Source organism: Bradyrhizobium sp. USDA 376, from assembly GCF_054063675.1.
The window spans coordinates 8112642-8127375 of sequence record NZ_JBSSGN010000001.1; the positions used below are offsets into that span (position 1 = coordinate 8112642).

Consider the following 14734-nt stretch of genomic DNA (forward strand, 5'->3'; position numbering starts at 1 on the left):
TGTCGGTTGATCGGCGGGCGGGAAGATCAAGGAAGATGCCTAGAACGGAAAGATATTGGTGGCGTGATGCGCCGCTCTGGCCTGGTCGCCACACCGCCCGTGGCGCCTTCAGGGATCGACGAAATCGGCCATTCTTGTCGCGGCCGAGGACGAGTCTTCATTGCGGGAGCAAACGGATTTGGATCGAGGTACAGCTCATTCCTGTCCCGCGTTGCCGGTGACAGCTCAGGCGGAAGTTCGATCTTATCGGACGGCTCTGCCTTCTCGATTCGGTCGCGACGCCCTCGCAAGCTCGAAATCGATCCGATGAAGCCATCAAGATCATCGGCCCGTGCCTGCCAGTCCTTCTGGACCCCATCCGGATAATAGGACTGGTCGCCCTCCAGGAGATCGGCCAACTGCTTGCGAACGATGTCGTAGATGCGCGGACGATCCACCTCCGCGATCGTTGTCTCGGATTCAGTGGAGGCAGATACTGCCGCTCGATGGTAGCCATGATGAGTTCCTTTGGAGACATGCCAATCCGGCCCCGCAATCAACGAAGGACCGCAGGAGGCTTCGGCTGACGAACAAGACGGTGGAGACGCGCTAAGGCGCTCCCGAACGCCGAACTATTTCAAATCTGAAAATTGGAGATACAGAAGCCCCAAAGGGAGATTTTGGACGTATTCGTTTCTCTTGCGAGCATGCCCTTCGTAGATGTGGAGGCGAAGCAATGGCTGGGTAAGCCCGCTCGCAACCAGGCCACCACCGTCGGAAAAAAAGCGGCAATCGACGCGGCGGCTACGGCCGCCGTCGGCGAAGACGACCACCCTGTGGTACCCAGAGCGCTCAACACGGAAAGATATCATCAGATCCGATTTCGTCAGCTCTATCGCGCAATGCCTTTCATACTGACATTCTTTCGTGATCCCCTCTTCGTTGAGCGCGCTCGTCGCGCCTGCGACGACATCCTCCCTCGTCGTGCCGTCGAAGGCATAAGATACGGTGCAATCACCAGCAAACGCACCGACCGACGGAAGAAGCCTGCGTATTGCCTCACATATCGATGCTCCCGGGCGCGATCAGTTGCCTCATTTATTTTGCTCCTGGCCTGAGTTGAGGAGGAGGCCGGGTGCGGAGATGGCCGGGGTTTCGGAGCGCCCGGCCTCCTCCGCTGGCACCTCGCACGTCATTGGGGTGTTGTGACCTCATGCCCTGGCGGCATTTTTTCTGAAGCAAACAGCAGCGCATTCGCTTGCTCGCTGCGCCAGGATTTCAACCGACGTTGAAGGGTTCGAAGAAGCTTGTTCGGATAGTCTCCAGGATATTCCACCTGCAGGCGCGAGAGCAGTTCGCTGCCGGTCCGCCAAGGCTCGGCTTCAAACCATTTTCTCAAATCTGACGTTGCCCGGATAAGCGGATCGGGACGACGCCGGCCCCTTTTAGCCTTCACGATTGGCCGATCCGTCGGGCGCGTGGCGCCGTCCTTCCAGGCCGTTCGCAGGCTTGCCAGGAAGCGATCAATCGATTGTGATGCCGCAGCAGGATGGGCGGATGGTTGGATATCCGCGAGCGCCGCGAGGCGCTCCTGCACGTCGCGGATGTCGCGCAACAACGTGACCGGATCGAGAGCGGTATAGATTTCCTGGAGATGGTGGCGGACCGCATCAGGCGTGCGGGCGTCCGCTGACAGGCGCTGGTGGGGTGTTGCCGGCGCGCTGTATGTCTTACGTACACGAGCACCGTCGCGCTGCTTGGCTAACAGTTTGAACGAAGGTTGGAAGAAGTTTACGAACAGCCGCGCTGACCGATAGAGTTCCGCCAGTAGCTTGGCCGCCTCCAGGGCCTTCGAACCTACGATAGCCGACCATCCTGCGCACGACGGCGCCGTTCTTTTGCTCGACGAACGCCTGGTCATTCTTCCGGTAGGGACGGCAACGCGTGAAGACAATGTTGGCCGCCTCGCAGTAGGCCTTCAACGTCTCATTCATGAACACGGTGTCATTGTCCGTGTCGAAGCCGAGCAGCGCAAAAGGCAATTGCTTGCGCAATTCCGTCAGCACCGTGCTCACCAGCGTCTGTTCGCGCACGATCAGAGGTGCGCACTCTGTCCAGCCGGTAGCAATGTCGGTGAGCACGAGGGTCTGGATGAAGCTGCCGCGCGCAGATGGACCGCTATGCGCTACAAGGTCGGCCTCGACGAATCCCGGCGCCGGATCATTCCAATCTGCCGAAGTCCGTATTGGAATACTGCGACGCAGGGAATGCCCCGCGTGCCGCCGGCGCTTGCGACCCAATTTTTCTCGAACCCGCACCAAGGCGCGGTCGATCGTCGCAGCGCTCATCGCCAAAAGTTTGGTGCGAATCTCAGGGGCAAGGTCGAGGTGCCCGTACCGTTCCATCGCCTCAATCAGCGCGGGCATTAATGCTTTCAGTCGCTTCCCGCAGATGCGGTCTGACGCCTCCCAAAGCAGCACGAGTGCGGTGTGTTCTGCTTCATTATATATCCGACGTCGCGCCCGTCGGCCCGGATGTACGCCTTCCTGGTTTCGAAGTAGACGCATCGCATGCTTCCGATGGAATCCGGTGATGTCGACGAACTCGTCCAATATCCGCGCCTTCTTCGCGCGATCCGACCGCCGATAGCGCACGCCTGCCGCCGCCGTCAGTTCCTTCCGCGTTGCCATGCTTAGCCACCCCATCTCCGCCCCTCGCTCGTTCCCGGTCCAGGGGAGCAATTTACGTGAGGCAACGGCTTAGGATCCGGTAACAATTAAGGCGAGGCAATGCGCCTGTTGCGACAATCACGACGGACAAAATACGACTCAACAGCGTGGGGATCCTCTCCTGTATGCATTCAGGGCCGAACAAGGTATACTCGTTGTACTCCCTCCACCTCCATCGGCAGTTCTGGATGTCGCGCACGGACGGCTTCGGCAAGCGCCACCATGTCCGGCGTTGCAGGTGTTTCGAGCAAGACCAGGGCAAGAAAAGACTTACTCATCGGCCGCCTCATGGACGCTTTGCGGCGTGAGGTGGTGCCATCACGGCTCGCTTACAGGTTGAGTTTTCGCTCGATAGAACAAAACAGGAACAATGTCAACTTGTGCAGGTGCTGCATAGCACTCAGCGGATTGCAGGATCTGCGCAAGTCCCGCACCGCCAAGTCCCCGAACCACACCATATTCGAAAGCCCCCTCCACCAACCGACGCGCCACTTCCCAGCTCAGCCCCAGCAGCGCCGAGGCGAAGAATGAGTAACCAGCTCAAACAGCGCAGACCACGCCTCGTCAGAAGCCGGGATTCGTCTTCGTAGCACTTATCAAATGATGGCGACGCCTCGTCGAAAGAGGCCTAGGCTTACCCCGTCACCGCGAGGCTCGTGGCAACGATCGGTGATGAGAACGCCAATTGCGCTCCCGCCCCACTCCAGCAAGGGAGCAGAGCATGCTGACGCGGCGGCGTTTCAAGCACACCAGAACTCTCGATCAGCGGCTTGCCGAAGAGGCGGCCCGCCTTCGCGATAAGGCGCGCGCGTTGCCGCCCGGGCGCGAGCGCGAGATGCTGCTGCGCAGGGCGCGGCAGGACGAGACGGCGGTGCAGATCGACGCCTGGCTCCGTTCGCCCGGCCTGAGGGCGCCGACATGATGCAGCAATACCGCGCCTATCTCGTCGGGGAGAACGGGGTGTTTCAATCCGCCGAGGCTTTCGAGGCGCGGTCCGATGCGTCCGCGCTCCTGTTCGCGCGGCGCTTCACGCGCCGGGGCGACGTCGAGGTCTGGCAGCTCGGTCGCAGGATCGGCCTGCTGAAAGCGGCGGCACCGACCGCCGCAGCCTCGCCCGAAGACGCGGGCCCCGACAAGCGGCCCGGTCACTCCTCCGCGAGCTTCCGCTCGATATAGGCATCCACCGTTTCGGCAAAGGAGCGCTGCACGCCGACCGCGGCAACATGCAGGTCGAGCGCATCGCGCTGCAGCACGCGCAGGCCGCGCCCACGGGCGCTGACCGGCGCCGTGTTCAGATATTGGTCGATGGCGCCCTTGGCTTGCGGGATCGCCTTCGGATCGCCCCTTGCGATCAGAAGACGCAAGAGGCTCTGGCATTCGGCCAAGCCGGGCATGGTTTTTTGCCTCAGCCTTGCCGCGACTTCGGCTTCGGCCGCTTGACCGGCTGGGTGTGGGTGCCGAACAGCATCAGCAGAAACGCGACTTCTTCCTTCGAACCGACCTGGATCATGATTGTCTCCTTTTCGCTTGGTTGGTCGAGGCGAGCGGAAAAGGCGTTCAGGACAATCGGGTTTCCGGATTGTTTCAGGCGTGTTTCGTCGTCGGCTGTGGCCAGCAGCAGACTGGGGGTGGTCCGCGCCCCTGTAGATGTTGATCCAAGCTGGGCGTTTTGCCCGAAATCCTCGCAGGCTAGATTCTCAGATTCCGTCCGCCTGGTGATGCCAGGATTCTATGTAACCGCTCGGCTTGTTCCTTCGTTAGATTTGCGGCCATATCGGTTCCAACCAACGCTGGTCCCTTGCGTTCTCGATCGTAAACCATCCAACCTTTGCCACCCATCCGAACGAAAAATCTGCTCTGCGACGGCTCACTGTCAGTCAAGGATCACCTCCAATCGCCTGCTTGGAATCAGCGACAAGTGGAGGCGACCGGTTGTTCGGCTGCATTCGCTTATGTGAATCCAGTCGGGAAAAATAGGTAGCGTCTCTGTGCAAAAGTGAACATAAAAAGAATCCGGGATTACTTTATGCTTGATCCGCCTGGTTCATTTCGCCGGGCAACCTCCAACGGCCCCAGCATTTAGGGTTGTGCTGGGGCCGTTTCGAACTGTGCGACCGCGCGGCGTTTGATCGATGTTCAACGATGCCATCCTGGACCAGCTGAGGCAGCTGGAACGTGAGGTGATTGAAGGGGAGCGGCGGCTGGCCCAGCAGGAGGCGATGATCGTTGACCTGAAACGGCAACATCAAGATCCGAGCAATGCCGAGGCCGAGCTTGAAATCATGCGCGAGAACCAGCGACAGCGTCAGCAAGATCGGCAACGGCTTCTCTCATTGATGCAGCGCTAGGAACAATAAATCTAGTCAGTTGCACATGTATACTCTCCCGTCTTACCCGACCGGCGCAAATTTTACTCAAATCCGGCAAATCAGATTCGGCGAAACAAAATCTCTTCGCGCCAAGCTGAGACATGTCGCCCGCAAGGGGCACAGGTCGAAACGCTTCGGAGAGACCGTCGATGTACTACGTCGCCGCCGCATTGCTGGTGCTGTCGGGACTGTTCTACTCCGCGGGCCATCACGAGCTCGGCCAGTTCGGCGCGAACGTGTGCCGCTATGGTGGTACGTTCTGCGACAATCCCGTGGTCGTCTTCACCGGCGCGGCGCTGGCCGCCGCCTGGGGCATGTTCGTCAGCATCAAGTAGAGGACCGCGCCTCGTCGTCGCGCGCGTTGGTCACCGCCAGCTCCTTGCGGACGGCGGCAGCGGAATTGCCGACCTTGTCGACGGCCTTTTGCAGATCCTCCCTGGACACGCCAAGCGCGTGGGTCCAGTACTTGACCTCGAAGGCCTCGTGCATGTTGATCTTGCTGCGGTCCGGCTGCGCGCGCTTCGTCAGATTGTCCATCGTCTGATCCTCGCTCTCGCGGGGAAAACGCGGCAAAGGAGCTGCCGTTCCTGAGCGGGCCGACCATGCAAGCTTTCGCGTCGGTACCGCGCTCTTCACACCCTCAGCCACAGCATCGAGGCGAGCACCGCCGAGAACGTGAACAGCGTGATGATGGCGACTTTGAAAATCAGATCGGCCGACCATGAAACGGCAGCGCAACGGCTCCATCGCCGTTTGGTTCCTAAATTCGGGCACGCAAGTTGACGAATAGTCAGGCCATGTTGCCGGCGGCACGGTCCGCGACTTAACATTTGTTATATTCACCCGGTTGGCGCGATACGCTGGTGCTGACGCAGGAGCAGCTCGGCGAGGCCATGGGCGTGACCAGCGTTCACACCAACCGCATCCTGCGCGATCTCCGCATCGATGGCGTTCTGGAGCTTCAGCGCCGCACCGTGCGGATTCTCAACGAGCACAAGCTCCAGGAGCTGGCGCAATTCGACGGGCGCTATCTGCATCTGTCGCCATCGTCCTGAGCGGGCGCAACCGATCGCTCAGGGCGCGAACACCTCGCCGGTGTCCATGCGCACGTTGCGGATGGTGCGACTGGCGTCCATGGCCGCGCGGTTGCACACCGGCATGAAGCTGAGCAGGAGCGAACGTCGCCGTGCCCCCGAGCGATTGCGGCTCGCTCCGTGCGGTAGATCAGCGTCGAGCACCAGGATGTCTCCCGCCTCGCCCGCTGTCATCACGGCCAGGGTCTCGTCCAGCTCGCCTTGATCCAGAGGTCCTGGGTCGAGATGACGCGGGACAATGCGGGTTGAACCATTGTCCGGCCCGTAGGCATCCAGGAAAACCAGCGCCGCCACGGCTTTCATGCCCGCGCCGTCGCGATGCAGCGGTTGGTGGCCGCCGTCCTTCAGCGGCTCGCGGCCCTCGACCTGGGCAAGAAAGAATGGACCGCCCAGCATCCGCGCCGCCGCCGCCAGCAGCGGCGGCAGGCGGCAGGTTCGCTGCACCGTCGGATCGAGATCGACGAGAGCATGGCGCCACCCGGCGCCGCGAGGAGCGGCCCATTGATCGCCGGTCCCCACGCCCGCATCGAAGGCCGCGCGCAGGGCCTCGTGCCACGCCGCGGGGACCGTGCCGCGCAGCAGGAGATAGCCGTCACGATCGAGAGCGGCCGCCTGCTCAGCCTGCACGGGCGCGACCTTGGTGAACATCGGCTCAAAGCTCATGCCGCCACCTACAACCTCAGGATGCGATAGGCAAGCGCCTTGCACAGCACGGCCGGCCGCGCGAGCGCGCCAGGTACGGGCCGGATTCAAGGAGGAGAGCTTGGCAGAGCGGCGGCCGGCGCCGCCTGCATCGACTGCTCTTGCGATGATGCACTTATACAGCTGTTTTGCCCGACGGGTCAAACCGGACTTCGCTTAATCGGAATTATCCCGCCGGCCCGCCGCCTTTCCCTGTCACAGGAACCATCGTTCCCCCGCGGCATTTCTTTCCGGACTTTCCCTTCGCAAAACGGCACGCCGGAAGGACCGAGACCCTACATGACCGACAGCGCCCTCGCGCCGACGAAATCCACGTCGACATTCCTGAAAAGGCTGGGGCCGGGTCTCATCACCGGGGCGGCCGACGACGATCCTTCCGGCATCGCCACCTATTCGCAGGCCGGCGCGCAATTCGGCTACGGGCTGCTCTGGACGGTGTTTCTGACCACGCCGTTCATGATCGCCATTCAGCTCGTCAGCGCGCAGATCGGCCGGGTCACCGGACAGGGGCTGGCCGCCAACGTGATGCGGGTCGCGCCGCGCTGGGCGGTGCTGGCGCTCGTCTTCATGCTCGTCGCCGCGAACACCTTCAACATCGCCGCCGACATCGCCGCGATGGCCGAGGCGCTCTCCCTCGTCATCGGCGGCCTCAACCACGAGCACGCCCTGATCTTCGCGGCCGGCTCGACCCTGCTCCAGGTGTTCGTACCCTATCGCCGCTATTCACCCGTGCTGAAGTTTCTCACTCTGGCGCTGTTTGCCTATGTCGCGACCGCCTTCACCGTGAAGATCCCGTGGAGCACGGCGCTGCTCGCCGCAGTGTGGCCGGAGGCGAATGGCAGTGCCGGCTATTTCATGATGGTGGTGGCCGTGCTCGGCACCACCATCAGCCCCTATCTATTCTTCTGGCAGGCCTCACAGGAAGTCGAGGAGATGAACCAGGGCAAGCGCGATAAGCCGCTTCGCGAGATGAAGCACGGCGGCGGTCCGGAGCTCGCGCGCATCCGGGCCGACACCATCGCCGGCATGCTGCTCTCCAACGGCATCGCCTTCTTCATCATCCTCACCACGGCATCGGTGCTGCACGCCAACGGCGTCACCAACGTCAATTCGGCGACCGACGCCGCCGAGGCGCTGCGGCCGCTCGCCGGCGATTTCACCTTTGCCCTGTTCGCGCTCGGCATCATCGGCACGGGACTGCTCGCGATCCCGGTGCTGGCGGGCTCGGCGGCTTACGGCGTTGCGGAGATTTTCCGCTGGCACGCCACGCTCGAGGCGAAACCCGACGAGGCCATCGGCTTCTACACCATCATCGCGACCGCGACCGCGATCGGCTTCGGGCTGGGATTCACCGGCATCGATTCCATGCACATGCTGGTCTGGAGCGCCGTGCTCAACGGCATCGTCGCAGTGCCGATCATGGCGATGATGATGCTGATCGTCTCGAGCCGCACGATCATGGGCCGTTTCAGGGCCCGGCCGTGGTTGATCGCGCTGGGCTGGCTCGGCACCGCGCTGATGGCGCTGGCCGTCCTCGCGCTGCTCGGCTCCTCAGTGATCGGCTGACACAGCCCCACCGTCTGCAGATCACCCCGCGGAGTTGGAGCGCGCGGCGCCTCACGGCGCGCTGCAGTGGGCTTCACACCGGTCCGTTGTTGGCCTAACAGTTGCAACCTGGGCGCGGCTCTTTCGAGCTCGCCACAATAAAAATAATGCCTCGACCGGGCCCCAGAGAGCGACATGACCAAATCATCAAAAGCAACAAGCCTCGAAATCCTCGCCTGCGATGCCGGCTGGAGAAATTACCATTTCGTCAAGCTGACGACCGAAGACGGCATCGTCGGCTGGAGCGAATTCGACGAGGGCTTTGGTTCGCCCGGGGTCGGTGCCGCGATCCAGCGCCTGTCCGCCCGCGTGATCGGGCAGAATGTCTTCCAGCACGAGCGCATTTACGCCGAGCTGTTCGCAGCCACCCGCCCCGCCGCCGGCGGCGTGGTGGCCCAGGCGCTCGGGGCAATCGAGAACGCGCTGCTCGATGCCAAGGCGAAGTGTCTGGGCGTACCCTGCTACGAGCTGCTCGGCGGCAAGATTCGCGATCGTGTCCGGGTCTACTGGTCGCATTGCGCGACGTGGCGGATCAATCATCCCTCCTGGTACAAGCCGCCGATCGAAAGCCTCGATGGCGTCAAGGCGATGGGCCGCGAGGTGCGCGAGAAGAAATTCACCGCACTCAAGACCAACATCTTCTCCTACGACGAAGGTAAACCGACCGGCTGGCGTCCCGGCTTCGGCTCACCCTTCGCACCGGAGATCAATGTCGACAGGAAAATTCTACGCGACCTGCGCATGCATCTCGAGGCGATCCGCGAGGGCGCCGGTCCCGACGTCGACATCCTGCTCGACTGCAACTTCAACGCCAAGACCGAGGGCTACCTGAAGATCCTGCGCACCATCGCGGATCTCGACATGTTCTGGATCGAGATCGACAGCTTCAACCCGGAAGCACTCGGCTATATCCGCAGGCAAAGCCCGCATCCGATTTCGTCCTGCGAGACGCTGCTGGGCTTGCGTGAATTCCTGCCGTATTTCCACGAACAGGCGATGGATGTCGCGATCATCGACACGCCCTGGAACGGCGTCTGGCAATCGATGAAGATCGCCGCGGCGGCCGAAGCGTTCGAAGTCAACGTCGCCCCGCACAATTTCTACGGCCATCTCTGCTCGATGATGAACGCGCATTTCTGCGCCGCCGTTCCGAACCTGCGCATCATGGAGATCGACATCGATCGTCTTCCCTGGGATCGCGAGTTGTTCACGCACGAGCCCGAGATCCAGAACGGCCATCTCCTCGTCCCGGACAGGCCCGGCTGGGGCACCGAGCCGAACGAGGACGCGCTCCGTGCCCATCCGCCCAGGACGAGCGGCGGGCTCCTCAACTACGGTCGCAAGAGCTGACGCGGATTACGGCGTCACCGGATTGACGGTCGGGGATGTCTTCGGCCCCGGCCGCGCCGGCTCGATCGGCGACTTTGGTTCGGTCGGAAGCACTGCAGCGCCTGCGGCGCGTGCGGCTTCCCCCGTCGTCGCATACATCGCGACATGGGCCGGCTGTGTCTTGGCGCGGTTCCACGGTCCGTGGTCGACGATCAGCATGGCTGCAATGGTCAAACCAGCCACGATCAGCGCGATCACGCCGGGATGACGGAGCGCCGTGGAGATGGAGTTCGCGAAACGATCAGTCGTCATCGAGGGATCCGCTATTTTCCTATCGCAGGTTTAATTCGCTTGCGCCCCTCGGAGTTCCCCAGGCCACCGAAGCAAGTTCCGCGCCAAACCTTCGAAACTTGCTCCGTTCATCGTTTCACATCCGGGCGAGCATCGCCGACAAATCTGTCGCGGTTTCGGCATCTTCACAGCGGCCAGGGATTTCGCGTCGAGCGTCGCATCCGCTCCCACCAGCCCTTTCAGGTTCAGGATGAAAGCGGACACCGCATAGACATCATCAAACGCAGGCGATTTCGATCAGGTCCGATCTAAATCGCCCGACTGCGAGAGCACTTCCTTTCCATGCAGCGCATAGACACCGCCGGCCCGATTCACTCGCCCGGAGCGATCGCGTTGCTTGGAGTCGGACGGTCGGTGATCTGCTGCCCGAACAGGCTGCCGATCAACTCGACCGCGGTTCGCGCAGTCCGGCCACGTTCGTCCAGGAAGGGATTGAGCTCGACGATGTCTACCGATCCCACCACGCCGGAATCATGCAGCAGCTCCATGATCAGATGTGCCTCGCGATAGGTCGCGCCGCCCGGTACTGTCGTGCCGACGCCCGGCGCAACGCAGGGGTCGAGGAAGTCGACGTCGAAGCTGACATGCAGCACGCCGTTGCACGCCTTGACGCGTTCGATGACGCGCCGGATCAGCACGGCGACACCGAATTCATCGATCTTGCGCATGTCGACAACCCTGATCCGACGCGAGCGCATCAGCTCCTTTTCTAGCTTGTCGATCGAACGCGCGCCGAACAGGTCGAGCCTGTCAGGATCGATCGACGCACGCGGGTCATCGCCGAGCAGGCCGTCGAGACCCGGCTCGCCACACAGAAACGCTGCCGACATGCCGTGCATGTTCGCGGTGATCGTCGTCTCCGGCGTATTGTAGTCGGCATGCGCGTCCAGCCAGAGCACGAACAGCTCCCGTCCGCGCTCCTGCCAGTGGCGCGCCATGGCATTGACCGAGCCCATCGACAGCGTGTGATCTCCGCCGAGGAAGATCGGCAGCGCACCGGTTTTCGCGATGTCATAGCCTCGACGGCTCAGCACGCGCGTCCAGCGCTGGATTTCGCGGTAGTGGTTGGCTTTTTCAGGCGGTTTGTCACTGAGATCGCCGACCTCGGTCACGGAGAGATCGCCGTAATCGACGACTTCAAGATCCAGGCTCTCGAGCACCGTCGCAAGGCCCGCAGTACGCAGCGCAGCGGGGCCCATCAGGGTGCCGCGCTGTGAAGCTCCCATGTCGATGGGAGCACCGAGCAAGGCGATGTGCCGGGCTCGATCCGTCATGGTCCGATCGGTCACGGCGATCTCCTGTGATCAGCAAGGTTGCCGTCAGCCTAACAGAGATTCGCATCCGTCGTTTCACGGGGATCGTCCGTCTCCCGGCCGGAACAAAACCCCGCGCGCCGAATTGCCATTCCAAGGCCGGTGCCCGCCGTCAATTACGGCGCCTGTCGCGGATAGCCAAAGGTCGCCAGACCCGCTGTTCAGAACGAGCGCTCGCGCGGATAGCCAAAGGTGCCGGCCTCAGTCGCTTCGTCGGGTTTTGGAGGTCGCAAGCTTGAGCACGGAGATACCGCACCCCGATCCCCAGCCCGGCGTGGCCGAGCGCGCCATCGATGCCGCGACCGACGTATCCCGTACGATCGGCGAGGTCGCAGGCGGCCTACACGCCGCGGTCGATCGCCTCACCGCCGCAATTGACGAAGCTCGAAAGCCCGGCCGGCCCCTCGCGACGGTTGCGGCCATCACGCGCGAGGCACCTTTGGCCAGCCTGTTCGTCGCTTTCCTGTTCGGCATCGCTGTCGCGCGCCGGCGTTAAAATCGAAAAGAGCGCGTTCAGGCAGCGCTGACGGCTTCGTACCGGGGCTGGAATTGCTTCTCGAATGCCTCAACAGGCATCGGGCGGCCGAAGAAATACCCCTGTCCTTCCTCGCACCCCATGCTGACGAGGAAATCGGCTGTGGCCCGGTTCTCGATGCCTTCGGCCACGACCGTGAGCCCGAGCTGCTTGCTGAGGCCGATGGTCGAGCCGACGATCGCGGCGTCGTCGGAATCAGTCAGCAGATCGAGCACGAATGAGCGGTCGATCTTGAGCCCGTCGAGCGGAAACTTCTTCAGATAGCTCAGGCTCGCGTAACCGGTACCGAAATCGTCGAACAGGACACGCACGCCGAGCTGCTGGATCCGCTTGAACATATCCAGCACGCGGCCTTCGTCATGCAGCAGGATGTCTTCGGTGACCTCGAGCTCGAGCAGCGCGGGGGTGAGTCCCGTCGCTTCGAGCAGCGTCGCAACCGAATGCGCGAGATCGCCGGCCTCGAGCTGAGAGGGCGAAAGATTGATCGCAACGCGTACGCTGTTGCCGGACAATTCCCACGCCCGCGCCTGTCGACAGGCGGTTTCCATCACCCAGGTCGCGATCCGCTCTGATAGCGCCGAGGTATTGACCACCGGCATGAACTCGCCGGGCGAGACGTAGCCGCGCACGGGATGCCGCCAGCGGATGAGCGCTTCGGCTCCGAGCAGGCTGCCGTCGACCAAACGAACCTGGGGCTGGTAAAACAGCTCGAACTCGCCGCGATCCGCGGCAAGCGCCAATTCGCTCTCAAGCGTCAGCCGGTTCTCCAGCTCCTGCCTGATCGCGCTCTCGAAGATCACGTGGCTGCCGCGCCGCGTCGCCTTCGCGCGGCTCAGCGCCAGATGGCCGTTGCCCAGGAGGTCGTCCGCGGTGTGTCCACCGTCGGGATAGACGGCAACGCCGATGCTGATCCGAACGCGATGCTGTCGTGTGCCTGTTGCAAGCGGCACTTCGAACGCGCGTGCGATCCGACCGGCGAATTCCGCAATCGGCTCGCCGGCCTCCGCGCAGTCGAGCGCGATGGCGAATTCGTCACCGCTGAGCCGGGCAATGATCGCCTTGCCATCGACTTCGTTGCGGAGACGCTCGGCAACAGCCCGCAGCACGAGGTCGCCGGCCGAATGTCCGAGCATGTCGTTGATCTGCTGGAAGCCGTCTAGCCCGAGCACGAGCAGCGCGACCTCGGAAGACCGCTGCGCCGCCACGGTGATCAGACCGGTGAGGCCCGCGTGCAGCATGTTGCGATTGGCAAGTCCCGTCAGCGCGTCATGTTCAGCCAGATACCTGACGCGTTCGGCCTCGCGCTTGCGGACTGAGATGTCGCGCAGGATCGCGCCATACTGGAAGCCGTCCGTTCCCTGCCAGCCGGAAAAGCTCGCCTCGACCGGGAAGGTCTCACCATTCTTGCGCCGGCCTTCGAACTCGACGACGACGGCCCCGCCAGGGACCAGCAGCGCTTGGCGCGCGGCGTTGCCCATCGACGGCCTCGCCTCGCCGTTCGCCGGCAGAGCACAAAGCGTTTCGAACGGGCGGCCGATGATCTCTGCAGGCATATAGCCGAAGATGGCGCTGGCGCCGGGATTCCAGACCGTGATCCGGTGGTCCGCGTCGGTGCAGACGAGACCATCGCCGAGCGACATCGCGATGCGATGAAAGCGGCTTTCGGCGATGCGTCCCAACAGGCTGCGGAAATCGATCTCGTCGAGCGCAATCGCGGTCAGATAGGCGACGATCGCGATGTGGAACAGCGACGTGTCGATGACGAGGGGCCATCTTGCCTGCACGAAGACTGCGGTCATTTCGACAGCCGCCCCGGCTGCGATGAGGATTGCGACGCGCAATCCCGGCGCGAAGCGCCGCCACGAATACATCATCAGCAGGCCGATCGCCCCCAGACCCAGGATCATTCCGACGTCGGACGTCCAGCGCAGCATCCGGTTCTGCAGGATCGATTCCGTCGCCAGTGCCTGGAGGACCGGCCCCGAGACGATGCCGCCATTTGGAACGCTGAATCGGTCGCCGAGCTCGAGCGCCGTGGCGCCGACGATGATCTTCTTGTCTCTCAGCTTGTCGAGAGTCGCAGGATCGCCGCGCAGCGCGTCGACATAGGAGACGCGCGGGATGGACGCCGCCTGTATACTGAAGTCGATCAGAAAAGGCGGCCGCCGGCCGGCGTCCTGCCCTGCCAAGACGACGGCCATCGACGGCATCAAGGCGCCGTCGAATTTCTCACCGAACGGATAACGACGAACCAGCCCGTCGGATTCGACCGCGACATTGACGAGGGCCGGCCACGACTGGTTGCTGAAAGGCTTCAGTGGGCGATTGAGGTGAGCCGCGCCACCATTTACCGTCGGTTGCCTGAAGGACGGCAGAATCGTCGATCCGCCGACATCACGAAGCGCCTTGACGAAGGCCTCGTCGGAGACCGGATCCGACGGTGTGCTGAAATCGACGTCGAAGGCGACGTCCTGCGCACCCGCAGCCTCGAGCCTATGCAATAGTTCGGCGTGGAGCCGGCGCGGCCAGGGCCACACGCCGATCTGGTCGATCGAGGGCGCGTCGATGGCGACCACGACGACATTGCCACTGGCCGCACGCGACTGCCAGGCGAACCGCAGATCGGTGAGCGCATTGCGAAGCGAAGCATGCCACCCCGTGGACAGCACGACCGCAAGCGCGATCACGACAAGAATATGCGGCCGATAGCGTTTCACTTTGCTCCCCT

The 14734-nt window shown here is 62.8% G+C and carries 16 protein-coding genes and 2 pseudogenes; 9 read left to right on the forward strand and 9 right to left on the reverse strand.

Annotated features, from left to right (window positions below):
- Positions 1 to 26 precede the first annotated feature (26 nt).
- On the reverse strand, positions 27 to 437 hold the full coding sequence (locus ACVJ19_RS38195) for a hypothetical protein (RefSeq protein ID WP_453954188.1): 411 nt from the start codon (positions 435 to 437) through the stop codon (positions 27 to 29).
- Between the two features lie 222 nt (positions 438 to 659).
- Here ACVJ19_RS38195 and ACVJ19_RS38200 point away from each other — a divergent pair, with 222 nt between their 5' ends.
- On the forward strand, positions 660 to 1097 hold the full coding sequence (locus ACVJ19_RS38200; RefSeq protein WP_453954189.1) for a hypothetical protein: 438 nt from the start codon (positions 660 to 662) through the stop codon (positions 1095 to 1097).
- Between the two features lie 74 nt (positions 1098 to 1171).
- Here the strand turns inward: ACVJ19_RS38200 and ACVJ19_RS38205 are convergent.
- Positions 1172 to 2684, reverse strand: a pseudogene (locus tag ACVJ19_RS38205) (ISNCY-like element ISBj12 family transposase).
- A gap of 745 nt (positions 2685 to 3429) precedes the next feature.
- Here ACVJ19_RS38205 and ACVJ19_RS38210 point away from each other — a divergent pair.
- Positions 3430 to 3630 carry a hypothetical protein gene (locus ACVJ19_RS38210; RefSeq protein ID WP_453954191.1) on the forward strand — a complete coding sequence of 67 codons (201 nt, stop codon included), beginning with the start codon at positions 3430 to 3432 and terminating at the stop codon, positions 3628 to 3630.
- Positions 3627 to 3884, forward strand: a complete 258-nt coding sequence (locus tag ACVJ19_RS38215; RefSeq protein WP_453954192.1) for a hypothetical protein — start codon at positions 3627 to 3629, stop codon at positions 3882 to 3884. Before ACVJ19_RS38210 ends, ACVJ19_RS38215 begins: the two co-directional genes overlap by 4 nt.
- Here the strand turns inward: ACVJ19_RS38215 and ACVJ19_RS38220 are convergent.
- Positions 3854 to 4102, reverse strand: a complete 249-nt coding sequence (locus ACVJ19_RS38220; RefSeq protein WP_018644764.1) for a hypothetical protein — start codon at positions 4100 to 4102, stop codon at positions 3854 to 3856. The two genes, ACVJ19_RS38215 and ACVJ19_RS38220, sit on opposite strands and share 31 nt — an antisense overlap.
- Positions 4103 to 4840: 738 nt before the next feature.
- Here ACVJ19_RS38220 and ACVJ19_RS38225 point away from each other — a divergent pair.
- Positions 4841 to 5056, forward strand: a complete 216-nt coding sequence (locus tag ACVJ19_RS38225; protein WP_211404122.1) for a hypothetical protein — start codon at positions 4841 to 4843, stop codon at positions 5054 to 5056.
- A gap of 170 nt (positions 5057 to 5226) precedes the next feature.
- Positions 5227 to 5412: a hypothetical protein gene (locus ACVJ19_RS38230; protein WP_271585183.1), complete on the forward strand. Its 186-nt coding sequence runs from the start codon at positions 5227 to 5229 to the stop codon at positions 5410 to 5412.
- Here the strand turns inward: ACVJ19_RS38230 and ACVJ19_RS38235 are convergent.
- Positions 5405 to 5614, reverse strand: a complete 210-nt coding sequence (locus tag ACVJ19_RS38235) for a DUF3606 domain-containing protein (RefSeq protein WP_453954193.1) — start codon at positions 5612 to 5614, stop codon at positions 5405 to 5407. The two genes, ACVJ19_RS38230 and ACVJ19_RS38235, sit on opposite strands and share 8 nt — an antisense overlap.
- A 293-nt stretch (positions 5615 to 5907) precedes the next feature.
- Here ACVJ19_RS38235 and ACVJ19_RS38240 point away from each other — a divergent pair, with 293 nt between their 5' ends.
- Positions 5908 to 6132 (forward strand): helix-turn-helix domain-containing protein, encoded by a 225-nt coding sequence (locus ACVJ19_RS38240; protein ID WP_453954194.1) that lies wholly within the window; start codon positions 5908 to 5910, stop codon positions 6130 to 6132.
- A gap of 18 nt (positions 6133 to 6150) precedes the next feature.
- Here the strand turns inward: ACVJ19_RS38240 and ACVJ19_RS38245 are convergent, their stop codons facing one another.
- Positions 6151 to 6819, reverse strand: a complete 669-nt coding sequence (locus ACVJ19_RS38245; RefSeq protein WP_453954195.1) for a phytanoyl-CoA dioxygenase family protein — start codon at positions 6817 to 6819, stop codon at positions 6151 to 6153.
- Between the two features lie 333 nt (positions 6820 to 7152).
- Here ACVJ19_RS38245 and ACVJ19_RS38250 point away from each other — a divergent pair, with 333 nt between their 5' ends.
- Together ACVJ19_RS38250 and ACVJ19_RS38255 are read left to right on the forward strand one after the other, a co-directional pair.
- On the forward strand, positions 7153 to 8439 hold the full coding sequence (locus tag ACVJ19_RS38250; protein ID WP_453954196.1) for an NRAMP family divalent metal transporter: 1287 nt from the start codon (positions 7153 to 7155) through the stop codon (positions 8437 to 8439).
- Positions 8440 to 8613: 174 nt separating this feature from the next.
- Positions 8614 to 9828, forward strand: a complete 1215-nt coding sequence (locus tag ACVJ19_RS38255) for a mandelate racemase/muconate lactonizing enzyme family protein (RefSeq protein WP_453954197.1) — start codon at positions 8614 to 8616, stop codon at positions 9826 to 9828.
- 6 nt (positions 9829 to 9834) lie between these two features.
- On the opposite strand, the gene ACVJ19_RS38260 is transcribed toward ACVJ19_RS38255, so the two are convergent.
- The 3 genes and pseudogenes from ACVJ19_RS38260 to rocF all read right to left on the reverse strand — a co-directional run bounded on the left by ACVJ19_RS38260 (position 9835) and on the right by rocF (position 11447).
- Positions 9835 to 10119 carry a hypothetical protein gene (locus ACVJ19_RS38260; protein ID WP_453954198.1) on the reverse strand — a complete coding sequence of 95 codons (285 nt, stop codon included), beginning with the start codon at positions 10117 to 10119 and terminating at the stop codon, positions 9835 to 9837.
- Between the two features lie 107 nt (positions 10120 to 10226).
- Positions 10227 to 10377, reverse strand: a pseudogene (locus ACVJ19_RS38265) (c-type cytochrome); the annotation flags it as partial.
- Between the two features lie 92 nt (positions 10378 to 10469).
- Positions 10470 to 11447: an arginase gene (rocF, locus tag ACVJ19_RS38270; protein ID WP_453954199.1), complete on the reverse strand. Its 978-nt coding sequence runs from the start codon at positions 11445 to 11447 to the stop codon at positions 10470 to 10472.
- Between the two features lie 259 nt (positions 11448 to 11706).
- On the opposite strand from rocF, the gene ACVJ19_RS38275 reads away from it, so the two are divergent.
- Entirely contained in the window at positions 11707 to 11967 is a 261-nt protein-coding gene (locus ACVJ19_RS38275; protein WP_453954200.1) for a hypothetical protein, read from the forward strand.
- Positions 11968 to 11984: 17 nt separating this feature from the next.
- Here the strand turns inward: ACVJ19_RS38275 and ACVJ19_RS38280 are convergent, their stop codons facing one another.
- Complete coding sequence (locus tag ACVJ19_RS38280; protein ID WP_453954201.1) at positions 11985 to 14723, reverse strand: EAL domain-containing protein; 2739 nt, start codon at positions 14721 to 14723, stop codon at positions 11985 to 11987.
- Positions 14724 to 14734 lie beyond the last annotated feature (11 nt).